This window comes from Nonomuraea aurantiaca (genome assembly GCF_020215705.1).
Taxonomy (GTDB): domain Bacteria; phylum Actinomycetota; class Actinomycetes; order Streptosporangiales; family Streptosporangiaceae; genus Nonomuraea; species Nonomuraea aurantiaca.
On record NZ_JAIWNB010000007.1, the window covers coordinates 1 to 23,030 of the forward strand.

Sequence of the window (23,030 nt, forward strand, 5' to 3'; positions counted from 1 at the left end):
TACCTGTCGGAGACCTCCATGGCCGACCTCCACACCGGCAGCGCTGCACGCGACCCGGCCGAGCTCACCACGCACTCAGAATCGCAACCGTCGATCACGTAGTTACACCACTCCACGGGACGCCATCCTCCACTGACTCCCGCTGGACGACGGTAGGTGCTCACCCCAGGTCGTAGACGGTCGCTGGGATGCCTTTCGCAACGAGCCGGTGGGCGATGAGCGGTTCGATCCGGCCCCAGGTCCCGCCGGCCAGACCGCAGCCGATCCGTGGCATATGCAGGCTCGCGCCAAGTGCGATGGCGCTCATGGAGACGGCTTCCCGGCCCCGGTCGACCGCGTCGTAGCGGATGCGCGGCCCTTCTTTGGTGGGCCGGATGCAGTGCTGGCCGATCACGTTCGCCACCCACAGGGACGCCTCGACCTGCACCAGCCGCGCCTGGCCCAGCTCGAATCCCACACCCGAGCGGTGCCAGGCGCGAAACTCGGCCTCGGGTTCCGGCCAGCGGCGGGAGATGGCCAGGACGAATCCACGGCCCCAGCCGCCGACGTCGTTGCAAATGTGGCAGATAATGCGCGGCTCGTTGCCGGAAGGGTCGGTCGCGTCGCCCGTGAGATAGGTGATCACAGCCCGGACCTTAGGCAGGGAGACCGACAGTTCCTGTCGGACGCGCCTGGCAGGATCTCCAGCGTTGACCCCGAGGAACGTGGAGACCTGATGAAGGCCGAGGACTACGCCAGGTTCGAACCTGACTACCCCGGCTCCCGGTCGGGCAGTGACGAGGATCGACTGCTGGCGCACATGATCGAACTCGGCATGCCCACCGAGGATGTCGATGACGACGATGAGGATTGGGGCGACCCGATCCACACCGCGTTCGCGCTGCCTGAGCGGGCCACGGGAGTGCGCCTCACGCCGAGCGCTCTCGACAATCCGACCCTCATCGGGTCTACCAGGCACCTCACCTGACATGGATGCCCAGGTGGGCAGTTCTGCCAAGGACCGCTCTCCTGGTCTCTTGGCTGACCGCTCCTGGCACTCGCGCGGGAGACGCGCGGAGCGCACGTCAAGAAACGCGACCAAGAGAGATCATTTCTGCCTGACCCGAGCGACCCGCCACAGGACGCGCGGTGGAATACCTTCAGCGAGTGCACGTGCCGGTCATGCCTGAAGCGATTGTGGTGAGGTGATCCGAACTGTAAGCGTGGAGGTCATGCGGTCGCGTTGAACGGCGTCAGCCGCAACCTCAGCGACGCCGGGGCCAAATCCTGTACATAGGACGCGTAGTTCGCGACGTCGTCGAACGGGGACCGGACGGCTTGTGATCCCGGATATCTCGTGCAGGACGGCTGAGGCGGAGCAGCTCATCGAGAGTTGCCGTTCGGCTTGGGGGGATGGGCGGATAGTCGTCCGCGAAGTAGTCGCGCGCCGCCCCTGGAGTCACAGATACGCTTTCGACTGTATCCGTCCGTGCACGTTGCGTGAATATTCGAGGTCGGAATGTGCGGCAGTCGAGGGAAGGAAAGATGCGCGAGGTGCGCCAATTGTACGGGTTCGAGCTGGAGCCCGAAGTGAGCGAATGGCTCAATAGTCTCAGCGACAGCGATTTCAAACGAGTCGATGAGGTGGCTGGCCTGCTTGCCGAGAAGGGCGCCGAACTTGGCGGACCGTGGTCGGACCACTTGGAAGGTCCCGTCTGGGAGCTTCGGGTACGGCTTCGGGATGTTGCGGCCCGGGTAACGTACTGGTGTACTGCCGACAGGACCATCGTGTTGCTCACGGTTTTCCGCAGGACCAAGCAGCATGATCAGCGACAGATCGACCGGGCGGTCTGGGCGCAGAAGATCTGTGAACGAGACCACAACGGACCGGTGACCGAGATCTTTGAGAGGCAGGTGTGATGGCCGGCTACCACACCCGCTGGGCACGCCCTGAGGTGCGACCGGATGATCCCGAACGGATCGCGATTCAGGAGGCCCTGGCCTTCGGTAAGGCCGTGTACGACCGTCGGACCTCTCTCCATCTGACCGTTGAGGAACTCGCCCAACGGGCGGGTATGGCCGTAGATGAGATCGAATGCCTGGAAGAAGGAGGCACGACACCTACGGTCGCGTTGTTGCGGCATATGGCTGCCGCTCTCGACGCGGATGTGCGACTGACCTCCGGGCACGATCTCGGTTCGGTGTGGTTCGAAACCCACGCGGCCTGAACGAAGCCATCGGTGGAAACGCCCGCAGTCGGAGGTGAATGGTCGGCAGGTCGGGTATCACATCCCGCGTTTCGCGTCCCGTGCACCGTTGGCGACGTCAGACCAGAAGCCCGCCGGGCCGGAGTCAGGCGGTCCCGTTGAACGGCGTGAGTCGTAGTCTCAGTGACGTCGGGGCCAGGTCCTGTACATAGGACGCGTAGTTCGCGACGTCGTCGAACGGGAACCCATACGCCTTGTGGTCCCGGGTGTTCTCGTGCAGGACCCGCGCGTAATGGTTGCTGACCGACGTGAGATAGAACGTGCTCCGGTCGGTCGTCGGCTGGTCGGGGTGGTTGTGCAGGGTCGAGCGGTTGAACGCGGCGCCGAGGATCGCCGCGACCGGGCCGGAGGTGCCGCCGGCGTCCAGGGCGCCGTTGCAGTAGAAGATGTCGCGGGTGCTCGGTCGCGCGAACGTCCGGATGCCGTTGTTGAAGACGAGTTGGCCGCCGGACACCCGCCCGGTGTAGGTGGTCCCGCCGACCGCCACCCGCAGGTTGGCCGACGCGTACGTGTTCCAGACCTGAGTGACGTACGGATCGAAGTACGTGGAAGAGAAGATGCCCGAGTCGATGCCGTGTCCCGGAGCGATCACCCGGAGGTTGTCGCCGACGATGAGGGGCCGGAAGGCGGGGTTGGCCGCGATGCCGGCGAAGATGGTGTCGCGGCCGTTCGGGACGAGGGTGCCGATGGTCTGGCTGGACTGCCCGTCGAGCCGGAGCTCCATCGGGATGCTGAACATGTCGACCATGGTGGTGTTGCAGAACATGCCATCGCTCTTGAACGTGAACTCCATGAAATCGTGCAGTACGCCGTAGCTGGGGTCCGAGCTCACCCAGCCGGCCGGGTGCTGTAACGCCGGTCGGCCGTTGCCGTCCGTGACCACCCTGAACTTCACCTTCTGGCCGATGGAGACGTAGATGCGGCCGGACATCCATGGCAGGTTGAGGCGGGTGTCGCCGTTGGCGGCGAGCGGGATGGACAGGTCGGCGAAACCGTCGGGGCCGTTGAGTGAGGCCGATACCGGCACCCTCGTACCGTCCGCGCGGACGTAGACCTGCTGGCCGGTGGCCAGGTCGGTGCCGACGATGTAGAGGAAGATCGCGCTGTTGGCGTACCGGAAGGTGTGGTTGACGACGGTCAGGGGGAGCACCGTGGCGGCCTCGGCTCGGGGGGCGAGGGCCAGTACCGGGGTGGCGGCGGCTACTGCCGCGCCGGTGAGCAGGGTGCGTCTCGTGATCATGGTTCGGCTCCTCACGGTCGTGCCGGCTGCGGGGCCGCCCCTGCCGCTTTCAGGCTAAGAGAGCGCTCTCTCGCAGCATTTGGTTAAGTTTCTTTTCTGTAAAGTGAGCTGTCAAGGGTCCGACGACGGTCGGTGGAGGTGAGATCGTGAATTCGTGAATCTCCTCGACGACGACGCGCTCGAACGTTCCTCCGCCGTGGCCAACTGCCGGATGAACCGCGAGCGCCGCCTGGCCGGCTACAACCGCGAGTTGGGCATCGACGTCGTCGACACGCTGCGGGCTCGGCGGCGCGCGGGGGAGCCCGTGCGGTGGCTCGATCTGTGCTGCGGGACGGGATACGCACTCGGCCAGGCCGCCGACCTGCTCGGCGGCGAGAGCGACCAGAGCGACCAGAGCGACGAGGGTGGCGAGGGCGACGGGGGCGGCGAGGTTGAGATCGTCGGCGTGGATCTGGTCGACTTCTTCGCCCGCGCACCGTGCCCGCCGCGCCTGCGGCTCATCACCGCCGGTACGCGCCGCCACCGGGATGACCGTCCTGGTCACCACGCACTACATGGACGAGGCCGACCAGTACTGCGACCGGGTCGCGCTCATGCACCAGGGCCGCGTACGGGCGCTCGGCACACCGGAGCAGCTCACCGACGACCTGCGCGCCCGCCTCGGCGACGGCTCGGCCCCCACGCTGGAGGACGTCTTCCGTGACGTCGCCGGCAGCGGCCTCGGCGACGGAGGAGGGGAGTTCCGCGATGTCCGACGTACCAGCACCGCTGCCACTCGACTCGGCCCCCGGGATCATCGCCCAGTCCACCATGTTCATCGCCATCTTCTACGGCATCCAGATCATCTGGGAACGCGATTCGGGCGTCCTGACCAAGCTCCTGGTCACGCCGACGCCACGGGCCGCGCTGGTCACCGGCAAGGCGTTCGCCGCCGGGGTCAAGGCGATGATCCAGGCGGTGGTCGTGGTGCTCATCGCCGCGCTGCTGGGCGTGAGCATGACCTGGAACCCGGTCCGCCTGGCCGGGGTCATCGTGGCCGTGCTGCTCGGCTCGGCGTTCTTCTCCTGCCTGTCGGTGACGATCGCCGGGATCGTGCTGACCCGCGACCGGCTGATGGGCATCGGGCAGGCCATCACCATGCCGCTGTTCTTCGCGTCCAACGCGCTCTACCCGACCACGGCCATGCCCGGCTGGCTGCGGTCCATCAGCCTGATCAACCCGCTCAGCTACCAGGTCGACGCGCAGCGCGGGCTGCTGCTCGGCATCCCCGCGAACCTGCCGCTGGACTTCGCGGTGCTGTTCGCGGCCGCGGCGCTCGGCATCACGGCGGCCTCCAGCTTGCTGGGGCGACTGGCCCGCTGACTCACCGAGTCGTAGGGGCCAGCCAGGTGAGCGCGGCGGTGACCAGGGCTTCGACGCCCATCGGCGGGGTTGGGGAGATCAAGGGGGCGAAGAGGGGGGAGTGGTTGCCCGGTACGTCCTCGGCCAGGCGGCCCGCCCCCTCGGCCGGTCACCGCTTGGCCGGCTGAGCCAGTGAGCGAGCCGGTCCAGCGACAGGTTGATGCCGATGAAGATGGCCGCGATGAGGATGGCCGCCGGGATGACGTTCGAGAAGTTGGCCGCGATCCCGTTCAGCCCCCGGTCCACCAACTCGTCGTAGCCCACGATCAACCCGAGCGCCGAGTCCTTCAGCAGTACCACGAACTGGCTGATCACGGCCGGCATCATGGCCCGGAACGCCTGCGGCAGCAGCACCAGCCGCATGACCTGCCCCTTGCGCAGCCCGATCGCGTGGGCCGCCTCCGCCTGGCCGCGGGGCAGGCTCAGCACCCCGGCCCGGATGATCTCGGCGATCACCGACCCGTTGTAGAAGGTCAGTCCGAACACCACGGCGGTGAAGGCTGAGATGTTGGCCCCCGTAAAAACGTAGGACCCGAAGAAGGCGAAGAAGATGAGCAGCAGCAGCGGCACGGCCCGGAAGAACTCGACCACGGCCGATGCCGGCCACCGGATCCACCGGTGGTCCGAGAGGCGGGCCGTTGCGAAGACCAGCCCGAACAGGCCCGCCAGAACGACGCCCGCCACTGCCGCGGCCAGTGTGCCCGCCAGTCCCGGCAGGATGAAGGTGGTCCACACCTCCGGCCGCAGCAACGGCGTCCACTTGCCGGCCGCCCACTGCTCCTTGGCGTCGAAGCGTACATAGGTCACATAGGCCAGCCCCAGCAGGACCAGCGCGATGACCCCGGCCAGCACCCGGTTGCGCCGCGCGCCGCGCGGCCCCGGCGTCTCGTAGAGGTTGGCGTAGCTCACCGGGCCACCGATCATCGGGCCACCGCCAAGCGCCGTGACAGCCAGCCGAACAGCAGGCCCATGGGCAGGCACAGCAGCACGAACCCGGCCGCGAACCCGAGGAAGATCTGCATCACCTGGTCTCCGTACGTCTCGATCATCTCCCGCATCCGCACCGACGCCTCGCTCACGCCCACCACGAGCGCGATCGTGGTGTTCTTGGTCAGCGCGATCAGGATGCCGCCCAGCGGCGCGATCACCGCGCGGAACGCCTGCGGCAGCGTGATCAGCCCCAGTGTCTGGAGGAAACCGAGCCCGAGCGAGCGCGCGGCCTCGGCCTGGCCGACCGGCACGGTGTTGATGCCCGCGCGCAGCGCCTCGCAGACGAACGCCGAGGTGTAGGCCGTCAGGCCGATGCAGGCCAGCCAGAAGTTGTTGGTCGCGATGTCGGACGAGAGCTCCACGCCCAGGTTCGCGCCGACGCCGAGGCCGGTGAACAGCAGCACCAGCGTCAGCGGGGTGTTACGGGCCACGGCCACGTAGACGCCGGCGGTGCGGCGCAGGGTCGCCAGCGGCGCCACGCGCATGGCCGTCAGCAGCGTGCCGAGCACCAGCGAGCCGAGCGCGCTCACCGCCGTCAGCCGCACGGTCATCCAGAAGGCCGCGACGACGGTGTCCCACTCCAGGAGCAGCGCGTCCATGATCAGTACTGCTCCAGCTTCGGGGCCTCCGGCACGGTGAAGCCGGCTCCGCCGAAGCTGCTCTCCAGCGCCTTCTTCCAGCTACCGTCGGCGAACATCGTGGTCAGCGCCTCGTTGACGGCCTTGCGGCCCGCCGAGTCGTCCTTCTTGAGCCCGATGCCATACTTCTCCGTGCTGAACGGCTTGCCGACCAACTTGAGCTTGCCGGTGTGCTGGGCGGCGTACCCGGCGAGGATCACGTTGTCCGTGGTGATCGCGTCGAGCTGGCCGCCGAGCACCCGGTCCACGCACGCGGAGTAGGTCCGCTCCTCCTGCAACTGCACCTGCTTGGCGTAGCTCTCCTTGACCTTCTGCGCCGGGGTCGAGCCGGCGACCGAGCACAGCTTCTTGCCGTTCAGCGTGTCGGGGCCGGTCAGCGCCGTGTCGTCCGCCCTGACCAGCAGGTCCTGACCGGCCACGAAGTACGGTCCGGCGAAGGAGACCTTCTGCTTGCGCGCGTCGGTGATGGAGTACGTCGCCACCACCATGTCCACCTGGCCCTGCTGCAGGAACGCCTCCCGGTTGGCCGACACCGTCTCCTTGAACGTGATGTCCTTGGCCTCGACGCCGAGCGACTTGGCCACGTACTTGGCGACCTCGATGTCGAACCCGGAGAAGCCGCCGTCCGGCGTCCGCAGGCCGAGCCCCGGCTGGTCGGCCTTCACCCCGATGACCAGCTTCTTGTCGTTCTTGGCCTTGTCCACGACCGAGTCGTAGGTGTCCTGGCCGCCGCCGCAGGCAGTGGCGGTGGCGGTCAGGGCGACGACGGCGAACACCGCGTAAAGGGATCTTCCAAACATGACGCGTCCTTAGTGAGTGAGGATCTTGGCGAGGAACGACTTGGCGCGCTCGCTGCGCGGGGTGCCGAAGAAGTCATCCGGGGCGTTCTGCTCGACGATCTCGCCGTCGGCCATGAACACCACGCGGTCCGCGGCCCGGCGGGCGAAGCCCATCTCGTGCGTGACGACGACCATGGTCATGCCCTCGCGGGCCAGCGCCGTCATCACCTCGAGCACCTCGTTGACCATCTCCGGGTCGAGCGCCGAGGTGGGCTCGTCGAACAGGAGCACCTTCGGCTCCATGGCCAGCGCGCGGGCGATCGCGACGCGCTGCTGCTGGCCACCTGACAACTGCGCGGGGAACTTGCCCGCCTGGCCGCCGATGCCGACGCGCTCCAGCAGCTCGTACGCCTTCTTCTCGGCGTCCGCCCTGCTCTTCTTCAGCACGTGGACCTGCCCGAGCACGACGTTCTCCAGGACCGTCTTATGCGCGAACAGGTTGAACGACTGGAACACCATGCCGACCTCGGCTCGCAACCGGGCCAGCTGCCGCCCCTCCTCGGGCAGCGGCGTGCCGTCGATCGTGATGGTGCCGGAGTCGATGGTCTCCAGCCGGTTGATCGCGCGGCACAGGGTGGACTTGCCGGCGCCCGACGGGCCGATGATCACCACGACCTCGCCCCGCCGTACGCTCAGCTCGACGTCCCTGAGCACGTGATGATCGCCGAAGCGCTTGTTGACCTGGTCGAGGACGACCAGCCCTTGATCGGACACGGGTGATGCTCCTTCCGTCCGCGTTGGCGCAACGGTAGGAGCGGCTTGTGTCACGCAGAGGGTTGTGCGCGTTCTGCTCAGTGATTGACCGGCCGTCAGTGAGTGATGGGCGGCTTGGCCTGTGCGGCGGTCGCGCCGGACAGGCCGATGGTGTCCCTGAACGCCCGATCCCACCGGCCGTCTTGCAGGCAGCGCCCGATCAGTCCGCTGAGGTAGTCGCGGAACACCACGTCCTCCTTGCGGACGCCCATGCCGTACGGTTCGCGGCCGAACGGCCGGCCGACCAGCCTGAGCGCGTCCGGCCGCCGGTTCACCAGGCCGAGCAGGATCGTGTCGTCAGTGCTGATGGCGTCGATGCGGCCGGCCGTGAGGGCGGGCACGCATTCGCTGGAGTTGTCGACCACCACCAGCCGGGCGCCGGGCACGCGGTCCCGCAGCCGGTCCAGGGAGGTGGAGCGGGTGGTCGTGCACACCGCCCGGCCGTCGAGGTCCGCCACGTCGTCGATGCGCTTGTCCCCGGCTCTGACCAGCACGTCCTGCCCGGCTTGGTAATAGGGCTCGGTGAAACCGACGACCTGGCTCCTGGCCGGCGTGATGGAGTAGGTCGCGATGACGAGGTCCACCACCCCCTGCCGCAGGAAGTCCTCGCGCTGGACCGGCAGGGTCTCCACGAAGCGGACGTTGCGCTCACTGCCGGTCAGGTCCTTGGCGACCATCCTGGCCATCTCCGCGTCGAACCCGGTGATCCGCCCGCTGTCCGGGTCCTTGAACCCGAACAGCGGGTAGTCGAACTTGATCCCCACCGTGAGCAGGCCGTTTCGCTGGACGCGGGCCATGGTGGAGCCCTCGGGGAACGCGGGCTCTCCGGAGGAGCCGCAGGCCGCCAGTGCCAGGCAGGCGAGTACGGCGAGCAGCGCCCTGACCGGCTTCACCGCACCCAGTACCGGTGCTGCGGGCGACCCGTCGGTCCGTACCTCAGCCTGGCCTCGACCTGTCCCCGTTCGACCAGGTGTTCCAGGTAGCGGCGGGCGGTCGCCCTGCTGACGCCGATGGCCTCGGCGAGTTCGTGCGCCGACAGGTCGCCCTGGGCCGCGGCCAGCCCGTCGAGCACCGCCTGCTCGGTCGCCGCCGAGATGCTCTTCGCCCGGGGAGACGCGTCCAGATGCAGCGAGCGGAAAATCCGGTCGATCTCCTGCTGCTCGACGAACCTGCCGCCCGAGCCCAACTGCTCGACCGTCGCCGCGTACCGCAGCAACGTCTGCTCCAGAATCCCGGCCCTGGTCGGCTTGACCAGGTAGTACAGGGCGCCGCGCTGCATGGCCGCGCGCACCGCGGCCGACTCCTTGTGGCCGGAGATCACGATCACGTCGGTGGGTGGCTGGTCCGGGCGCCGCAGCCGGTGCGCGACCTCCAACCCGGGCAGGTCGGGCAGGTGCAGGTCCAGCAGTACCAGCCGCGGCGCGAACCGGTGGGCGGCGGCGAGCGCCACCTGTCCGGTGTGCGCGATCCCCACCACCTTGAAGCCGGAGACACGGTTCACCTGGGCGTGCAACGCGGCGGTCACGACCGGGTCGTCGTCCACGATGAGAACGGTGATGTCCGCCGCTCCAGGCATCGCCACACTCCTAGCTCGACTGTGATCGACGCGGGCATCTTAGGGACGTCGTGTTACAACCAATCGCCTTCTGCTCCTTTTGCTCAGTGCGGGGCTTCGCGCGAAGCTCTTCCCTCCTACTGTTTACGCCGAGCCGCATGGGGGGTGACGCTCGTGAGAGACCGCGGATGGCTCCTGGCAGTGACGGCGCTGTGGATTCTGCTCGGCCTGCTCCCGCTGGCGCTGCTGACCTCGTCCAGCATCACGCTGTCGGCGGAAGCGGTCGGCGACGAGGTCGGCGACCGGGTGCGAACCACCGCCTCGGTCAGCCGGGTCGTGGTGGAGCAGCAGCTTGGCTCTCTCAAGCAGCTCGTCAGCGCGTACGCCCAGCGGCCCGCGGTGCGCGCCGCGGCGACCTCAGGCAAGCCGGTGAGCCGCGACACGATGATCGGGTTCCGCGAGGAACTGGGCAGGATGCGCGCCGGAGTCGGCGGTGTGATCGTGATCGGGCTCCGGGGCGACATCGCCGGCGCCGAGCCGACGAGCGTGCTGCCCCAGGACGTCAGCAGCACCGACTGGTACGTCGCCGTCCGCGATCGCCTGCGACCCTACATCTCTCAGGCGTACACGCCCACGATGCGCGGCGTGTCCAGGGCCGTCGCCGCGGCCGCCGTGATCCCGAGCGCCGACGGCAAGAGCGTGCTGGGCGTCCTGGCCGTCGTCTACAGCCTGGACGCCATCCAGGACTTCGCCTCGCAGGCCGCCGAGGCGCAGGGGATCCGGCTGCTCATCACCGACCAGTCGGGCGTGCTCGTCGCCGACCCCGGCAGGAAGCTCTACGCCCTCACCTCCCTGCGCGAGGACCCCAGGGTGGACGCGGCGCTGGCCGGCCGTACCCTCTTCACCACCCACCACGACGCCGGCGGGAAGGTGCTGTCGGCGTCGGAGCCCATCCCCGACGTCGGCTGGACGGTCACCGCCGAGGTGCCGGCCGACGCGGCGCTCGCCTCGGCCGAGCAACTCCGGGTACGGGTGCTGTCGATCGCCGCCGTCCTGGCGCTGCTGATCCTCATCGGGTTCGGCCTGCAGATCCACACCACGCGCGGCCGGCGCCGGGCGCAACGGACGCTCGCCCGGTACGCCGCCGAGCTGGCCGTGGCCCGGGACGAGGCCGTGAGCGCGTCCGGCGCCAAGTCCGAGTTCCTCGCCAAGATCAGCCACGAGATCCGCACTCCGATCAACGGCGTCCTCGGCATGAACTCCCTGCTGCTGGAGACCCGGCTCGACGGCGAGCAACGCCACTACGCGAGCACGGCGCAGGAGTCCGCGCGGAGCCTGCTCCGGCTGCTCGATGACTTCCTCGACCTGTCGAAGATCGAGGCGGGGCATCTGGAGGTGGAGTCGGTGCCGTTCGACCTGCTCCGGCTCTGCGACGAGGTGGTGGCCCCGTTCGCGCCGCACGCCTACCAGCAGGGGCTCTGGCTCACCTCGCGGCTCGGCGACAGCCTGCCGCAACAGGTGCTCGGCGATCCGGTACGTCTCGGGCAGGTGCTCACCAACGTCGTGGGGAACGCGCTGAAGTTCACCGTCAAGGGTGGCGTCGACCTGGAGGTGACCCTCGACGAAGGCGGTCCCGGCGACGATCGGGTCACGCTGCGGTTCACGGTGACCGACACCGGCGTGGGCGTCGGGCAGGGCGACCTGGAGCGGGTCTTCGGCATCTTCCGTCAGGTCGACTCCCCGATCACCCGGCGGACCGGCGGGAGCGGCCTCGGCCTGGCCATCAGCAGGCAGCTCACCGAGCTGATGGGCGGTGAGATCGGGCTGGACAGCGTCGAGGGGGTGGGGAGCCGGTTCTGGGTGACGCTGCCGGTGGACGTACTGACGTGGTCGGCCCCGGCCGCGCCCGTGCTGCGCGGACGGCGGGTGCTCGTCGCCGACGCCCGGCCGGAGGACCTCGCGCTGGCCGGGCGCATCCTGGACGATGCCGGTCTGGTGGTGGAGACGGCCTCCGACGGCCCGGCCGCCCTGGCCGCCCTGCGGGCCGGCGCCGCGGCGGGACGTCCGTTCGACCTGGCGGTCATCGACCTCGACCTCGATTTCGCGTTGGCCGACGGGGAGCCGGCCGATCCGCTGCTCCGAGACGCCGGTGTCGTCGTGCTCGTCACACCGGGGCGCCCGGGGCGCGCCTGGCCGATCTCGGTGGCCGAGCGGACCGTGCAGTCGATGACCCGGCCGCTCAGCCGCCGCCGGCTGCTCGCCGCCGTGGAGAACGCTCTGACTTCCGCGCCGGGAGCCGGGCCGGGTTCCGTGCCTGCCTCCGCGCAGGGCGGCGAAACGCCGGATGTGCCGGTCGACGGCGCCGCACCGGCGCGGATCCTGGTCGCCGAGGACGACGAGGTGAGCCGCCAGGTGGCCGAGCTGGTCCTGCGGAGGGCGGGCCACCACGTCGACTCCGTCGCCGACGGGAAGCAGGCCGTGGCGGCGGTGCTCCTGGGCGGGTACGACCTGGTCTTCATGGACTGCCAGTTGCCGGTTCTCGACGGCCTGGCCGCGACCGCCGAGATCAGGCGGCGCGAGGAGCCGCGCACGCCGATCATCGCGATGACCGCCGCCGCGATGCCGGACGACCGGCTTCGCTGCCTGGCGGCGGGCATGGACGACCACCTGGCCAAGCCGGTGGACTGGCAGTACGTCGTGACCCAGGTGCCGCTGTGGGCCGCCACATCAGAGGTCCCGCCGGAGCTGGCGGGGCTGTCGCAGGGGGATATCACGGAGATCGCCGAGGTGTTCCTCTCGACGGCCATGGCGATCTATGACGAGCTCCGCCAAGCCGAACGCGGTCAAGACCTGGCCCGGGTGGCCGCGCTCGCGCACCGGTTGAAGGGCAGCTGCGCGACCGTCGGGCTCATCGAGGCGGCCGAGGTGTGCGAACGGGTCGAGGCCTCGGCCATGCGCGGGGTTGCCGAGCGGGAATCGGTCGATCGGCTGGGTGGTTTGTTGCGCGAGCTGCCGACTTGGATGTCAGTAAATTAACCCTGGTGACGGATTTATTAACGTGTGAGTAATTTTCTGTCACTAGTGTGCTTATGTCGCGAATTAACGTATTTGTAATGGGGGAAGGTAATGGCGGATTCGACTGAGGAGCCCAGTCCCACGGGCACCCCCACCCCGTCGGACACTCCCACCGCGACACCCACGCCCACGGACTCCCCGGCACCCACGCCCACGGATACACCCACACCCACCCCGACCCCGTCGGACACACCCACCCCGACCCCGTCGGACACACCCACCCCGACCCCGTCGGACACACCCACCCGGACCCCGTCGGACACCCCTTCCCCATCGGGCACCCCCACGCCATCGAGCCCGCCGTCCAGCACCCCTCCGGACGCGTCGAGCCCTACGCCGACGCCCACCCCCTCGTACACCCCGACCCCGACCCCGACCCCGCCCCCGCCCCCGACACCCGGCGGGCCGCCGGGCGCGTCGGGCCAGGTGCAGATCGACTGGAACTCCATTCGCGAGCTGGCCGGACTCTTCGACAAGCTGGGCGACGACGTCGTGGAGCGCCGGCTGAACTCCTGGAAGCTGGGAAGCACCTCCGGCCTCGTCGGCGGCGACGAGGAGGGTATCGATTGGGCCGAGTGGTACCACGCCGGTTACGCCGCCCTGACCCATCACATGGACGCCATCGCCGAGAAGAACTTCACAGCGGCCGGCAATCTGCGCAGCCTCAAGAAACTCTGGGACTACCTGGAGCAGGACATCATCGCGTCCCTGCCCGCGGCCCTGGATCTCCCTGACGCGCCGATCCCCGTGACGCCGCCGGCCAAGGAAGGTGCCTGATGTTCGATCCGTTCCAGGCGCTCGCCTGGTTCGCCGACGTACACGTGCCCGTGGCCGACGTGTCCAACCTGCGGGCGCGCGCGACGGAGCTGCGCGCGTTCGCCAAGGCGATCGGCACGCTCGCGCAGCACACGGAGAGCGGGGTCGCGGGCGTGCTCAAGACGAACGACAGCCGGTCGGTCGACCGCTTCGCGGACGTGTGGCCCGACCAGCTCGCCCCTCGCTACGCCGCCATGCGGGCGGCGCTGAACGAGCTGGCCGACGGCTGCGACGACTACGCCGACGCGGTGGAGGAACACCGGGAACAGCTCAAGATCATCGGCACCCAGCTGGCCGCCATGGCGTTCACCATGATGTTCGGCTATCTCTACCCGGCGGCCAGGATCGCGGCCGAGGGCGTGTTCAAGTGGCTCGTGGCGCGGGCCAGGCTGGAGAAGACGATCTTCCAGAAGCTGATGAAGACCATCCTGGCCGCGAAGGTGGGCAAGTTCAACGTGGGCACGTACGCGGTGCGCGAAGGACTCGACGCCGTGGCCGACTCGGTCGTGTGGGCCACGGTGAAGACCGGCGTGCACGCGGCGAGCTCCGCCGCCACCGGCCAGCCGATGGGCAACCTGTGGGAGTACGCGGGCAAGCACTTCGTCGCCGAACTGGCCTATGACGGCGGTATCAAGGCCCTGCGCGACGTACGCAAGTTCATCCCGGCCACCAGGTTCACCGAGACCATGCTCGGCACCGGTCCCATGGGCAACTTCTTCCGGCGGACCACGTCGGCGGCGACCCTCTACGCGCTGGTCGCCAACGGGGACATGTCTGTCCAGGGATCGCTCCGATCCGCTTTGGCGCACGCCCCCCGGGCGTTCATCCTCCACCGATAAGGAGCCGGTATGACCATACCCAGGAGCGGCGATCCGGAGATCGACCGGGCGCTGGCGCAGCTCGCGGTACAGACGGCTCAGTTCGAGGAAGTGGGGCGCCGACTGGAGTCGGCCAGGGGGCGCGGTGTGGCGGCGGACGGGCAGGTGACGGTCGAGGTCTTGCCCAGCGGCGGGCTGGCGAGCGTGCACATCGCGCCGCGAGCGATGCGGCTGGGCTCCGAGGCGCTGTGCGAGGCCCTCATGGAGGCGGCCCGGCAGGCCGAGGATGACGTGACCGCCCAGACCTTCACCGCCACCCAGGCCCTCTTCGAGGAGCCCGGCCGCTGACGTCGCGGGGTCAGGGGCGTGCCGGTGGGGCCGCGATCGGGCTGTAGTGGAGGCTCGCCAGCAGGCGCCGGTTCCCGTCCCTGACCGAGATCTGGGTGACGCGGAAGCGCCCGTCGGCCGGTGTGCCCTGGAACGCGGCGCGCTGCGCCAGCACGCCGATGGCCACCGCCGTGTCACCGTATTCCCGTACGGTGACGTCCGCCCAGCTCATCTCGTGCGTGACCATGCCGCCTCCGCGGTAGCGCGCCAGCCACTGGTCCTTGTTCAGGATGAAGCCGAGCGGCCCCACCAGGGTGAAGTCGGGCACGGCGAGCGCGTCGAGCGCCTGGGTGTCGCCGCGGCGCTCGGCCTCCATCCACTGCCTGCTGAGTTCGTCGAGTCGCTGGTCGATGGTCATGATCAGATCTCCTGTCTCTCCATGGGCCGGCCCTGGTGGTACATGCGCGGGGGCTTGTTGCCCGCCGCCTGCCCGCCGTCGATGGGCAAGGTCACTCCGGTGATGAACGACGACTGGTCGGAGCAGAGCCACACGACCGCCGCGGCCACCTCTTCTGATCGGCCGACGCGCCGCATGGGCGTCGACAGCCCGGCCAGGCGCTGCGCCTCCTCGCCCGCCGCCTCCAGGTGGTGGGTGAGGATCGGCCCGGGGGCGACCACGTTGACGCGGATGCCCTGGTCGGCGTAGTCGAGCGCGGCCACCTTCGTCAGTCCGACGATCCCGGCCTTGCCCGCCACGTACGCGCTCAGGCCCGAGTGGCCCTGGAGGCCGGCGAGCGAGGCCATGTTGACGATCGACCCGCCACCTGAGGCGAGCATGGCCGGAATCTGGTACTTCATGCCGAGGAAGGTGCCGCGCACGTTCGTGCGGATGCCCTGGTCGAACTCGTCGGGATCGATGTCGGCCAGCGGCGCGGGCATCGGGCCGTCGGTGGCGTTGTTGAAGGCCGCGTCCAGCCGGCCGAAGGTCTCCAGCGCCCGCTGGACCAGCCGCTCGCTCGACGCCGCGTCACCGACGTCGAGGGACACGGCCAGTGCTCGTCCGCCGTCGAAGCGGATGTCCGCGGCGACCTGTTCGACCGCCTGCGTGTCGCGGGCGCCGAGCACCACGGCGGCGCCGGCCCGGGCAAGGGCGCGAGCGGTGACCGCGCCGATGCCGCGGCTGGCCCCCGCCACGACCGCGACCTTGCCGCCGAGGGGGCTGGGGGAGATGGGGGAAGGGTTTGACTCCATGTCCCTGACGATAGATATCTAAGCGTTAGATGTCAAACGATTAGACGCCACTGCTAAACTCGGCGGCATGATGCCACCCTTCCGGCCGCCGATCGGCCTGCTGCTCACCACCACCGCCAGGACCGTGAGCCGGGCCTTCGACGACGCGCTCGCCTCCGTCGGCGGGTCGGCCCCGGTCTGGCAGATCCTCATCTCGATCAAGTCCCGGCAGCTGGGCAACCAGCGCGAGCTCGCCGAGGCGGTGGGCATCCAGGGGGCGACGCTGACCCACCACCTCAACGCGATGGAGAGCGGCGGCCTGCTGACCCGCCGCCGGGACCCCGCCAACCGGCGCGTCCACGTGGTCGAGCTGACCGAGGAAGGGGAGCGGTTGTTCCACCGGCTGCGTGAGGTGGCGATGGCCTTCGACACCCGCCTGCGCGCGGGGCTCAGCGAGGAGCAGACCGCCTCGTTCGAGGAGATTCTCACCCAGCTGGCGCAGAACATCCGCGACTAGACAGGCGGCCGGACCGGGCTCGGCCTGCGGGTTTCGGCCGATCCTTGCCGGGAAGCATGGTCCACGGCCCCCCGCCAGCGGGAGGTGGAGACGTATGCGCATCGAGGTGACGCCCGACGGTCCCTACGTGGTGACCGGCTCGGTCCCCATGGTCAGGCAGGTCATCGGCGGTGACGCGATGGGCCAGTCGATGGAGTGGGTCCAGGGCGAGGACTATCCGGCCGCGGAGTCGTACGAGCTCTGCCGCTGCGGCCGTTCGCAGAACAAGCCCTACTGCGACGGCAGCCACGAGCGGGTGCGGTTCGACGGCACGGAGACCGCCTCGCGGCGGTCATACCTGGGGCAGGCGGAGGAGCACGCCGGGCCCGAGCTGGCGCTCACCGACGCGCCCGCGTTCTGTGCCTTCGCCCGGTTCTGCGACGCGGACGGGCAGGTATGGAAGCTCCTCAAGATCCCTGGACAGGGCGAGACCGCCGCGCGACAGGCCACGCACTGCCCGTCGGGCCGGCTCACCGCCTGGGCGTCCCGCGCGCCGATCGAGCCCGAGCTGCCGCCGTCCATCGGCATCGTCGAGGACGAGGTGGCGGGCGTGGGCGGGCCGATCTGGGTACGCGGCGGCATTCCGGTCACCTCGGCCGACGGCCAGGACTACGAGGTGCGCAACCGGGTCACGCTCTGCAGGTGCGGAAACTCCAGGAACAAGCCGTTCTGCGATGGCTCGCACGTGAGCATCCGTTTCGCCGGCGCCTGACCCCGCTTCGACCTCATCTCCGCACCATAGGGAGGATGGGTTCATGAACACACGATCTCTTGGCCAGGCCCGTGTCAGCGCCATCGGGCTCGGCGCCATGCCCATGTCCGTAGCGGGGCACATGCCCGACGAAGCACAGTCGATCAAGACCATCCACGCGGCGCTCGACGCGGGAGTCACCCTCATCGACACCGCCGACGCCTACACCCCCTCGGCCGACCAGGTGGGTCACAACGAGCGGATCGTGGCCAAGGCCCTGGCGAGCTGGAGCGGCGACACCGGCGACGTACTCGTGGCCACCAAGGGCGGCCACACTCGCGTGGCGGGCGGCGGCTGGCAGGTCAACGGCCGGCCGGACTACCTTGCCGAGGCGTGCGAGCGCTCCTTGAAGGCGCTGGAGGTGGAGGCGATCGGGCTCTATCAGCACCACCGGCCCGACCCCGCCGTGCCGTACGAGGAGACACTCGGCGGCCTGCGCGACCTGCTCGACGCGGGGAAGATCCAGATGGCGGGCATCTCCAACGCCAACCCGGAGCAGATCAGGCTCGCCCACGAGATCCTGGGCGGGCGGCTGGCCAGCGTGCAGAACGAGTATTCGCCGAGGTTCCGGTCCAGCGAGCCGGAGATCGACGTGTGCGCGGAGCTCGGGGTGGCGTTCCTGCCGTGGTCGCCGCTGGGCGGCATCAGCTCGGCGTCGGAGCTCGGCGGGCGGCACGCGGCGTTCGGCACGGTGGCGGCGGCGCGCGGCGTGTCGCCGCAGCAGGTCTGCCTCGCCTGGGAGCTGGCGCGCAGCCCGGTGGTGATCCCCATCCCCGGGGCCAGCAGGCCGGAGACCATCGTCGACTCGGCCGCCGCGGCCGACCTCGTCCTCACCGCCGAGGAGCTGTCCCTGCTCTCCTGACCCTTCTCAGGTGGCTGGGGCCGGCTGGTCGGCCGGCTCCAGCCCACGCAGCTCGGCCAGGGTCTCGTCGGCCCAGGCGAGCCCCGAACGGCCCTGCGAGAGGCCGAGGTTGAGCGCGTACCTGCCGAACTTCGACGGGTCCTTGCACTCCAGGACGGCCAGCCGCTGCTGGAGCCGCGCCCTGATGCGCTCGACCACCGCGATCGCCGACTCCTTGTCGAGCAGCGGGAGCAGGAACGCCTGAAGGGCCACCTCGCTGCGTATCGCACCGGTCGGCTCGTGCTCGATCAGCCAGGAGCGCAGCCGCTCCGCGCCCTCAGGCGTGATCGCGTAGATCTTCCGCCCGCGCGCGCCCTCCGACTCCACCGCCACCAGCCCGTCGGCGGCCATCTTCACCAACTCCGGGTAGATCTGCGTGTGCCCGGCCTGCCAGACGTGATTGAGCGATCGCTCGAAGGATTTCGCCAGGTCGTAGCCGCTGGCCGGCCCCGTGGCGTCGAGGAGCCCGAGCAGCGCGATCCGTAGGGACATGTCGGCAGCATAGCAAAGGATTGACATGTCAGCTCTTACATGTCACTCTCCACGTGTGAATACTGACATGAAGCGCAGAGGCGATGGCCTTCTGCTGGTCGCCGTGCTCGGCGGCATGTTCTTGGGAATGCTCGACCAGACGATCGTCGGTACGGCCCTGCCGCGGATCATCACGGAGCTGGGCGGCGTCGATCTCTACACCTGGGTCGTCACGGCCTACCTGCTGACCTCGACCGTGACCGTGCCCCTCTATGGACGGCTGTCGGACCAGCACGGCAGGAAGCCGCTGGTGCTGATCGGCATGTCCGTGTTCCTCCTCGGGTCGGCGTTGTGCGGGGTGGCGCAGGACATGACGCAGCTCATCCTGTTCCGCGTGTTGCAGGGCTTAGGCGCGGGCGCGCTGCTGCCGCTGTCGATCGCCCTGGTGCTCGAACTGTTCCCGCCGGAGAAGGGCGGAGCGCGGGTGCAGGGCGCGATGGGCGGGGTGATGGCGCTCAGCTACCTCGCCGGGCCGTTCCTGGGCGGGCTCTTCACCGACCACGCGAGCTGGCGCTGGGCCTTCTATGTGAACGTGCCGATCGGCCTGGTGCTGATCGCGATCATCGTGCTGCGCCTGCCGCGGCTGCCGGGGCATGGCGGCGGGCGGCCCGACTACCTGGGCATCGGGGTCTTCACGGTGGCCATCAGCGCGCTGCTCATCGGCCTGACCGAGAAGGGACTCGACGGCCACACGTGGACCAGCGTGCCGGTGATCGGGCCGATCGTGCTGGCCCTGGTGTCGCTCGTGGCGTTCGTGGTGGTGGAGAGGCGGGCCGAGGCGCCCATCATGCCCATGCATCTGTTCCGGAACCGTACGTACACGCTGGTCAACGTGACGTCCTTCTTCACGGCGTTCTGCATGTTCGCCGGTGTGGTGTTCCTGCCGCGCTACTTCCAGGAGGCGCTCGGCGCCAGCGCCACCGAGTCGGGGCTGCGGATCTACCCGCTGACCCTGGCCATGGTGGTGGGCAGCATGGTCGTGGGCGCGCTGATCAGCCGCACGCGCGTCTACAAGCCGTGGCTGGTGGCGGCGCCGTTCCTGCTGGTCGTGGGCACGCTGCTGTGCGCCGGTCTGACCGTGGACACGCCTGCCTGGGTGCTCGTCGGGTGGATGGCGCTGATCGGCCTCGGCATGGGCCCGATGCTCTCCGGTCTGACCGTGGCCGTGCGGGACTCGGTGCCGCCCCAGTACATGGGTACGGCCTCGGCCAACCTGACGTTCTTCCGCCAGATCGGCGGCTCGGTCGCCCTGGCGCTGGCCGGCACCGCGTACACCTCCGTCATCGCCACCGAGGCGCCGCTGCACGGGCCGGCCGCCGCGCACGCCTCAGCCGCGGCCCTGGTCATCCCCTCGCTGGGTGTGGCGGGCGCCCTCGTGGCGCTGGTCGCCCTGATCGCCATGCCCGGTGCGCGGATCGACCGGGAGACCCCACAGCCCAAGGTCGAGGCCAGTTTCGCGTCCTGAGCGCCGTCATGCGAAGCTGTCCTTGTCCCCAACACCAGGAGGTCCTCATGGCGGAAACACCGGAGCCGGAAGTCGACGAAACTCCCGAGGACGAGATGAAGCGCAAGTTCCGCGAGGCGCTGGATCGCAAGCGTAACCAGCATGCCGACTCGAGCGCGGGTGGCAGGGGCAATGACCCTTCCAAGATTCACGGCGCTCACGGGCCCGCCGCCAGCAAGCGTTCTTTCAGGCGGAAGAGCGGCGGTTGACCTGGGCTTTTCTGGGGGTACGGCATGCCGTACCCCCTTTTTTCTTGACCCTCTAGGTAGATCTTCGCCCCTTTCATGGGCTTATGTTTGCCTTTGTCCGGTTTGATACCTATAGTTCATGGAGTTACCAGCCGGTGACTCGGGGCTTCAACAGGGGAGAACCAGCCGGCAGGCGCCGAATCCCGCTTGCGGGAACCGGGGAACCAACGTTCCTTAGGGGTGAATCCGACCGCGGTCGGTAGGGCATCTCCACGCCCGAACCCGTCAGCTAACCCGGTAGGCGAGATGGAGAGGACACCTACCGCATGCGTAACCCCCGCGTCGTGCCGCCAGCCCGCGTGTTGTCATCCGCTGACTGACCGGCACCTTCCCCCAGCTCTTCCACGCTCCGCGTAGCGACCGTTTGGCGTTTTGCCCGGCTACGCACACCTTTCGCGAGCGCAATCCCCTTGTTCCCGTATAAAGGACTTCAGTACTTCATGTCTCTTCGCTCTGCCATGCTCACCGCCGCCGTCGTCGGTGCGATCTCCGTCGGCGCAGGCACCGCCGCACACGCCGACTCCGGCAGTGACAAGAAGGTCCTGCTCAAGGGCTCGACCACCGCGTCCTACTTCTGGGACGACTCCTCCGGCCGCGCCGGGGACACCGGGCTGCCGGCCAGCGGCAAGCCCATGCAGAAGGGGCTCGCCGCCAGCCCGAGCTGGCCGCTCATGACCGAGGGCTACGTCGTCTACAAGGGCAAGAAGATGCCCTTCTTCGTCGGCGACCGCGGCCCGGGTGTGCCGTCCTCCAGCGGTGTCATGCTCGACCTCGACGCCAAGACCTTCGCCGCCTTGACCGGCGGCACCTTCAACTCCAGCACCCTGGGCGTGGACGGCAACGGTGGCGCGGGCCACATCAAGATCCAGTACGTCATCACCAAGTGGGGTAGTGGCCCGGGCAAGAAGAACTACCCGCTGCCCTTCTCGACCGGTTCGTACGCCGTCGTGGACCGCAACCCCGCCAAGCCCCCGAAGATCGTGGCCGAGGGCGACAAGCCCGCTTCGGTCAAGCCCGCTCCCGCCAAGGCCGTGCCGGTGGCCGCCAAGAAGGCCGAAAAGGCCGAGGACAAGGCTGACAAGGTCGTCGAGTCGAACGCCATCGGTGGCGCCGCCGCGGCGGTCGCGCTGGCGATGTTCGGCGGTGGCGTGACGGTCGGCCGCGACCGGATCCGCAAGCTCGTCCGGCGCTGACGGCCGTCAGGTCCGAAGACGGTCTTGCTGACGGCCGTCAGGTCCGGAGCCGGCGATCTCGATGGTCGTCAACTCCGGAACTGGCGGTCTTTGCCTCGCGGGAAACAGAATGTCATTCTGACCTCGTGACCACGCTTGCAGCCGCCAACGGCATCGAGATCGCGTACGAGACCTTCGGCTCACCCGGCGGACGTCCCCTGCTCCTCATCATGGGGCTCGGCGCCCAGCTCATCCACTGGGACGACGAGCTCTGCGAGCTCCTGGCGGAGCAGGGCCATCACGTCGTCCGGTTCGACAACCGGGACGCCGGACTCTCCACGCACCTGCACGACGAGGGCGTTCCCACCCTGGGGACGTCCTCTTCGTATCTGCTGGACGACATGGCCGACGACGCCGCCGGGCTGATGGACGCCCTCGGCTGGACCGCCGCCCACGTCGTGGGCGCCTCGATGGGCGGGATGATCGCCCAGACGCTCGCCATCCGGCACCCCGAGCGGGTGCTGACCCTTACCTCGATCATGTCGACTCCCGGCCCCGACGTGGCCCCGCCCACGCCGGAGGCCAGCGCGGTGCTGCTCGCCGCGCCCCCGACCGATCGGGACGGCGTGCTCGCTCAGTCCTTGGAGACCTGGGCCGTGATCGGCTCGCCCGGCTTCGACCTGGACCGGGAACGCATCCTCCGGCTGTCCGGCCAGGCGTACGACCGGTGCTTCGACCCGCCGGGCACGACCCGGCAGCTGGCCGCGATCCTGGTCTCCGGTGATCGCACGGAGCGGCTCGGCACGCTGGGGGTGCCCGCCCTGGTCATTCACGGCGAGGACGACCGGCTCGTCCCGGTCGCCGGCGGCCACGCCACGGCGGCGGCGATTCCGGGCGCCACGCTGCTGACCTTCCCCGGCATGGGCCACGACCTGCCCCGGCCGCTCTGGCCGGACATCGTCGGCGCCATCACCAAGCTCACCACGGGCTGACGTACCGGTTCAGGGATCGATGGAGGTCGGTGGCTCGTGTCCGCCGCGCCCGGACGCGAGCCACCGGATCTCTCAGACCTCCAGCTTCTCCTCGATACCGCGGAGCTGGTGCCGGGCGAGCGCCAGGTTGGCCCGCGTCCGGTCCAGGGCGAGATAGAGGAAGAGCCCCTTGCCGCCGCGCCCGGTGATCGGCCGGATGATGTGATACTGGCCGCCGAGCGTGATCAGGATGTCCTCGATGGAGTCCTTGAGCCCCAGCGAGTCCATCGTGCGCAGCTTGGCCTTGACCACCTCCGTGTTCCCCGCCGCGGCGACCTGGAGATCCAGGTCCTTGGAGCCGCCGAGCGCCCCCAGCGCCATGCCGCTGCCGTGATCGACGATCACCGCGCCGATCGAGCCGTCGATCGTCATCATCTCCTTGAGAGAGACGTCCATGCTGGCCATGCC

The 23,030-nt window shown here is 69.1% G+C and carries 29 protein-coding genes and 1 riboswitch; of the genes, 15 read left to right on the forward strand and 14 right to left on the reverse strand.

From position 1 onward, the window contains the following. Nucleotides 1-160: 160 nt before the first annotated feature. Nucleotides 161-625 (reverse strand): macro domain-containing protein, encoded by a 465-nt coding sequence (locus tag LDL49_RS18135; RefSeq protein WP_225292260.1) that lies wholly within the window; start codon nt 623-625, stop codon nt 161-163. 90 nt (nt 626-715) lie between these two features. Here LDL49_RS18135 and LDL49_RS18140 point away from each other — a divergent pair, with 90 nt between their 5' ends. The 3 genes from LDL49_RS18140 to LDL49_RS18150 all read left to right on the forward strand — a co-directional run bounded on the left by LDL49_RS18140 (nt 716) and on the right by LDL49_RS18150 (nt 2,207). Next, nucleotides 716-967: a DUF6461 domain-containing protein gene (locus LDL49_RS18140; protein ID WP_225292261.1), complete on the forward strand. Its 252-nt coding sequence runs from the start codon at nt 716-718 to the stop codon at nt 965-967. A gap of 557 nt (nt 968-1,524) precedes the next feature. Beyond that, complete coding sequence (locus tag LDL49_RS18145; RefSeq protein WP_225292262.1) at nt 1,525-1,899, forward strand: type II toxin-antitoxin system RelE/ParE family toxin; 375 nt, start codon at nt 1,525-1,527, stop codon at nt 1,897-1,899. Further along, on the forward strand, nt 1,899-2,207 hold the full coding sequence (locus LDL49_RS18150) for a helix-turn-helix domain-containing protein (protein WP_225292263.1): 309 nt from the start codon (nt 1,899-1,901) through the stop codon (nt 2,205-2,207). Before LDL49_RS18145 ends, LDL49_RS18150 begins: the two co-directional genes overlap by 1 nt. Before the next feature lie 124 nt (nt 2,208-2,331). Here LDL49_RS18150 and LDL49_RS18155 read toward each other — a convergent pair whose 3' ends face one another. From LDL49_RS18155 to LDL49_RS18165, 3 genes are read right to left on the reverse strand one after another with little or no spacing between them, the layout of a single operon-like run. Further along, the gene (locus LDL49_RS18155; RefSeq protein ID WP_225292264.1) at nt 2,332-3,486 is read right to left on the reverse strand and encodes a beta-1,3-glucanase family protein; all 1,155 of its coding nucleotides are present in this window, start codon (nt 3,484-3,486) and stop codon (nt 2,332-2,334) included. 49 nt (nt 3,487-3,535) lie between these two features. Beyond that, nucleotides 3,536-4,009 (reverse strand): hypothetical protein, encoded by a 474-nt coding sequence (locus tag LDL49_RS18160; RefSeq protein ID WP_263655221.1) that lies wholly within the window; start codon nt 4,007-4,009, stop codon nt 3,536-3,538. Next, nucleotides 3,987-4,304 (reverse strand): hypothetical protein, encoded by a 318-nt coding sequence (locus LDL49_RS18165; RefSeq protein WP_225292620.1) that lies wholly within the window; start codon nt 4,302-4,304, stop codon nt 3,987-3,989. The genes LDL49_RS18160 and LDL49_RS18165 overlap by 23 nt, the downstream gene beginning before the upstream one ends. On the opposite strand from LDL49_RS18165, the gene LDL49_RS18170 reads away from it, so the two are divergent. Beyond that, nucleotides 4,297-4,848, forward strand: a complete 552-nt coding sequence (locus LDL49_RS18170) for an ABC transporter permease (protein WP_263655222.1) — start codon at nt 4,297-4,299, stop codon at nt 4,846-4,848. The two genes, LDL49_RS18165 and LDL49_RS18170, sit on opposite strands and share 8 nt — an antisense overlap. A 78-nt stretch (nt 4,849-4,926) precedes the next feature. Here LDL49_RS18170 and LDL49_RS18175 read toward each other — a convergent pair whose 3' ends face one another. The 6 genes from LDL49_RS18175 to LDL49_RS18200 all read right to left on the reverse strand — a co-directional run bounded on the left by LDL49_RS18175 (nt 4,927) and on the right by LDL49_RS18200 (nt 9,683). Further along, a complete protein-coding gene (locus tag LDL49_RS18175; protein ID WP_225292267.1) occupies nt 4,927-5,811 on the reverse strand; it encodes an amino acid ABC transporter permease in 885 nt (294 codons plus the stop codon). Beyond that, nucleotides 5,808-6,476: an amino acid ABC transporter permease gene (locus LDL49_RS18180; protein ID WP_225292268.1), complete on the reverse strand. Its 669-nt coding sequence runs from the start codon at nt 6,474-6,476 to the stop codon at nt 5,808-5,810. The genes LDL49_RS18175 and LDL49_RS18180 overlap by 4 nt, the downstream gene beginning before the upstream one ends. Before the next feature lie 2 nt (nt 6,477-6,478). Then, nucleotides 6,479-7,315, reverse strand: coding sequence for a glutamate ABC transporter substrate-binding protein (locus LDL49_RS18185; protein ID WP_225292269.1), 837 nt, complete (start codon nt 7,313-7,315; stop codon nt 6,479-6,481). A gap of 9 nt (nt 7,316-7,324) precedes the next feature. Beyond that, nucleotides 7,325-8,068, reverse strand: a complete 744-nt coding sequence (locus tag LDL49_RS18190) for an amino acid ABC transporter ATP-binding protein (protein ID WP_308016144.1) — start codon at nt 8,066-8,068, stop codon at nt 7,325-7,327. Nucleotides 8,069-8,163: 95 nt separating this feature from the next. Next, nucleotides 8,164-9,000: a glutamate ABC transporter substrate-binding protein gene (locus LDL49_RS18195; RefSeq protein ID WP_225292270.1), complete on the reverse strand. Its 837-nt coding sequence runs from the start codon at nt 8,998-9,000 to the stop codon at nt 8,164-8,166. Then, nucleotides 8,997-9,683, reverse strand: coding sequence for a response regulator (locus LDL49_RS18200; RefSeq protein ID WP_225292271.1), 687 nt, complete (start codon nt 9,681-9,683; stop codon nt 8,997-8,999). The genes LDL49_RS18195 and LDL49_RS18200 overlap by 4 nt, the downstream gene beginning before the upstream one ends. A 153-nt stretch (nt 9,684-9,836) precedes the next feature. Between LDL49_RS18200 and LDL49_RS18205 the strand changes: the two genes are divergently transcribed. The 4 genes from LDL49_RS18205 to LDL49_RS18220 all read left to right on the forward strand — a co-directional run bounded on the left by LDL49_RS18205 (nt 9,837) and on the right by LDL49_RS18220 (nt 14,719). Continuing rightward, entirely contained in the window at nt 9,837-12,698 is a 2,862-nt protein-coding gene (locus LDL49_RS18205) for a hybrid sensor histidine kinase/response regulator (RefSeq protein ID WP_225292272.1), read from the forward strand. 90 nt (nt 12,699-12,788) lie between these two features. Then, entirely contained in the window at nt 12,789-13,514 is a 726-nt protein-coding gene (locus LDL49_RS18210) for a hypothetical protein (RefSeq protein ID WP_225292273.1), read from the forward strand. Beyond that, nucleotides 13,514-14,392, forward strand: a complete 879-nt coding sequence (locus LDL49_RS18215) for a hypothetical protein (protein WP_225292274.1) — start codon at nt 13,514-13,516, stop codon at nt 14,390-14,392. Before LDL49_RS18210 ends, LDL49_RS18215 begins: the two co-directional genes overlap by 1 nt. Before the next feature lie 9 nt (nt 14,393-14,401). After that, a complete protein-coding gene (locus LDL49_RS18220) occupies nt 14,402-14,719 on the forward strand; it encodes a YbaB/EbfC family nucleoid-associated protein (protein WP_225292275.1) in 318 nt (105 codons plus the stop codon). A 10-nt stretch (nt 14,720-14,729) separates the two neighbouring features. Here LDL49_RS18220 and LDL49_RS18225 read toward each other — a convergent pair whose 3' ends face one another. Continuing rightward, entirely contained in the window at nt 14,730-15,116 is a 387-nt protein-coding gene (locus LDL49_RS18225; RefSeq protein WP_225292276.1) for a nuclear transport factor 2 family protein, read from the reverse strand. 2 nt (nt 15,117-15,118) lie between these two features. After that, nucleotides 15,119-15,949: an SDR family NAD(P)-dependent oxidoreductase gene (locus tag LDL49_RS18230; RefSeq protein WP_225292277.1), complete on the reverse strand. Its 831-nt coding sequence runs from the start codon at nt 15,947-15,949 to the stop codon at nt 15,119-15,121. A gap of 67 nt (nt 15,950-16,016) precedes the next feature. Here LDL49_RS18230 and LDL49_RS18235 point away from each other — a divergent pair, with 67 nt between their 5' ends. From LDL49_RS18235 to LDL49_RS18245, 3 genes are all read left to right on the forward strand, one after another. Beyond that, nucleotides 16,017-16,445, forward strand: a complete 429-nt coding sequence (locus LDL49_RS18235; RefSeq protein ID WP_225292278.1) for a MarR family winged helix-turn-helix transcriptional regulator — start codon at nt 16,017-16,019, stop codon at nt 16,443-16,445. 94 nt (nt 16,446-16,539) lie between these two features. Further along, nucleotides 16,540-17,196, forward strand: coding sequence for a CDGSH iron-sulfur domain-containing protein (locus LDL49_RS18240; RefSeq protein WP_225292279.1), 657 nt, complete (start codon nt 16,540-16,542; stop codon nt 17,194-17,196). 43 nt (nt 17,197-17,239) lie between these two features. Continuing rightward, the gene (locus LDL49_RS18245) at nt 17,240-18,097 is read left to right on the forward strand and encodes an aldo/keto reductase (protein ID WP_225292280.1); all 858 of its coding nucleotides are present in this window, start codon (nt 17,240-17,242) and stop codon (nt 18,095-18,097) included. 6 nt (nt 18,098-18,103) lie between these two features. Here the strand turns inward: LDL49_RS18245 and LDL49_RS18250 are convergent, their stop codons facing one another. Next, nucleotides 18,104-18,628 carry a PadR family transcriptional regulator gene (locus tag LDL49_RS18250; protein WP_225292281.1) on the reverse strand — a complete coding sequence of 175 codons (525 nt, stop codon included), beginning with the start codon at nt 18,626-18,628 and terminating at the stop codon, nt 18,104-18,106. A 67-nt stretch (nt 18,629-18,695) separates the two neighbouring features. On the opposite strand from LDL49_RS18250, the gene LDL49_RS18255 reads away from it, so the two are divergent. The 4 genes from LDL49_RS18255 to LDL49_RS18270 all read left to right on the forward strand — a co-directional run bounded on the left by LDL49_RS18255 (nt 18,696) and on the right by LDL49_RS18270 (nt 22,583). Continuing rightward, nucleotides 18,696-20,132 carry an MDR family MFS transporter gene (locus tag LDL49_RS18255; RefSeq protein ID WP_225292282.1) on the forward strand — a complete coding sequence of 479 codons (1,437 nt, stop codon included), beginning with the start codon at nt 18,696-18,698 and terminating at the stop codon, nt 20,130-20,132. A gap of 47 nt (nt 20,133-20,179) precedes the next feature. Beyond that, nucleotides 20,180-20,380 carry a DUF5302 domain-containing protein gene (locus LDL49_RS18260; RefSeq protein ID WP_225292283.1) on the forward strand — a complete coding sequence of 67 codons (201 nt, stop codon included), beginning with the start codon at nt 20,180-20,182 and terminating at the stop codon, nt 20,378-20,380. A 163-nt stretch (nt 20,381-20,543) separates the two neighbouring features. Beyond that, nucleotides 20,544-20,678: riboswitch (cyclic di-AMP (ydaO/yuaA leader) on the forward strand. A 181-nt stretch (nt 20,679-20,859) separates the two neighbouring features. Then, nucleotides 20,860-21,612, forward strand: coding sequence for a hypothetical protein (locus LDL49_RS58395; RefSeq protein ID WP_308016145.1), 753 nt, complete (start codon nt 20,860-20,862; stop codon nt 21,610-21,612). Between the two features lie 125 nt (nt 21,613-21,737). Beyond that, on the forward strand, nt 21,738-22,583 hold the full coding sequence (locus tag LDL49_RS18270; RefSeq protein WP_225292284.1) for an alpha/beta fold hydrolase: 846 nt from the start codon (nt 21,738-21,740) through the stop codon (nt 22,581-22,583). 72 nt (nt 22,584-22,655) lie between these two features. On the opposite strand, the gene LDL49_RS18275 is transcribed toward LDL49_RS18270, so the two are convergent. After that, the gene (locus tag LDL49_RS18275) at nt 22,656-23,027 is read right to left on the reverse strand and encodes a hypothetical protein (protein ID WP_225292285.1); all 372 of its coding nucleotides are present in this window, start codon (nt 23,025-23,027) and stop codon (nt 22,656-22,658) included. Between the last annotated feature and the right edge of the window lie 3 nt (nt 23,028-23,030).

Coding starts and splice junctions, on each gene's coding strand:
- LDL49_RS18145 (WP_225292262.1), top strand. CDS start 1,525: ATGCGCGAGGTGCGCCAATTGTACGGGTTCGAGCTGGAGCCCGAAGTG.
- LDL49_RS18210 (WP_225292273.1), top strand. CDS start 12,789: ATGGCGGATTCGACTGAGGAGCCCAGTCCCACGGGCACCCCCACCCCG.
- LDL49_RS18175 (WP_225292267.1), bottom strand. CDS start 5,811: ATGATCGGTGGCCCGGTGAGCTACGCCAACCTCTACGAGACGCCGGGG.
- LDL49_RS18220 (WP_225292275.1), top strand. CDS start 14,402: ATGACCATACCCAGGAGCGGCGATCCGGAGATCGACCGGGCGCTGGCG.
- LDL49_RS18155 (WP_225292264.1), bottom strand. CDS start 3,486: ATGATCACGAGACGCACCCTGCTCACCGGCGCGGCAGTAGCCGCCGCC.
- LDL49_RS18165 (WP_225292620.1), bottom strand. CDS start 4,304: ATGAACATGGTGGACTGGGCGATGATCCCGGGGGCCGAGTCGAGTGGC.
- LDL49_RS58395 (WP_308016145.1), top strand. CDS start 20,860: ATGTCTCTTCGCTCTGCCATGCTCACCGCCGCCGTCGTCGGTGCGATC.
- LDL49_RS18180 (WP_225292268.1), bottom strand. CDS start 6,476: ATGGACGCGCTGCTCCTGGAGTGGGACACCGTCGTCGCGGCCTTCTGG.
- LDL49_RS18255 (WP_225292282.1), top strand. CDS start 18,696: ATGAAGCGCAGAGGCGATGGCCTTCTGCTGGTCGCCGTGCTCGGCGGC.
- LDL49_RS18200 (WP_225292271.1), bottom strand. CDS start 9,683: ATGCCTGGAGCGGCGGACATCACCGTTCTCATCGTGGACGACGACCCG.
- LDL49_RS18245 (WP_225292280.1), top strand. CDS start 17,240: ATGAACACACGATCTCTTGGCCAGGCCCGTGTCAGCGCCATCGGGCTC.
- LDL49_RS18275 (WP_225292285.1), bottom strand. CDS start 23,027: ATGGCCAGCATGGACGTCTCTCTCAAGGAGATGATGACGATCGACGGC.
- LDL49_RS18235 (WP_225292278.1), top strand. CDS start 16,017: ATGATGCCACCCTTCCGGCCGCCGATCGGCCTGCTGCTCACCACCACC.
- LDL49_RS18225 (WP_225292276.1), bottom strand. CDS start 15,116: ATGACCATCGACCAGCGACTCGACGAACTCAGCAGGCAGTGGATGGAG.
- LDL49_RS18215 (WP_225292274.1), top strand. CDS start 13,514: ATGTTCGATCCGTTCCAGGCGCTCGCCTGGTTCGCCGACGTACACGTG.
- LDL49_RS18230 (WP_225292277.1), bottom strand. CDS start 15,949: ATGGAGTCAAACCCTTCCCCCATCTCCCCCAGCCCCCTCGGCGGCAAG.
- LDL49_RS18250 (WP_225292281.1), bottom strand. CDS start 18,628: ATGTCCCTACGGATCGCGCTGCTCGGGCTCCTCGACGCCACGGGGCCG.
- LDL49_RS18140 (WP_225292261.1), top strand. CDS start 716: ATGAAGGCCGAGGACTACGCCAGGTTCGAACCTGACTACCCCGGCTCC.
- LDL49_RS18240 (WP_225292279.1), top strand. CDS start 16,540: ATGCGCATCGAGGTGACGCCCGACGGTCCCTACGTGGTGACCGGCTCG.
- LDL49_RS18185 (WP_225292269.1), bottom strand. CDS start 7,315: ATGTTTGGAAGATCCCTTTACGCGGTGTTCGCCGTCGTCGCCCTGACC.
- LDL49_RS18260 (WP_225292283.1), top strand. CDS start 20,180: ATGGCGGAAACACCGGAGCCGGAAGTCGACGAAACTCCCGAGGACGAG.
- LDL49_RS18170 (WP_263655222.1), top strand. CDS start 4,297: ATGTTCATCGCCATCTTCTACGGCATCCAGATCATCTGGGAACGCGAT.
- LDL49_RS18150 (WP_225292263.1), top strand. CDS start 1,899: ATGGCCGGCTACCACACCCGCTGGGCACGCCCTGAGGTGCGACCGGAT.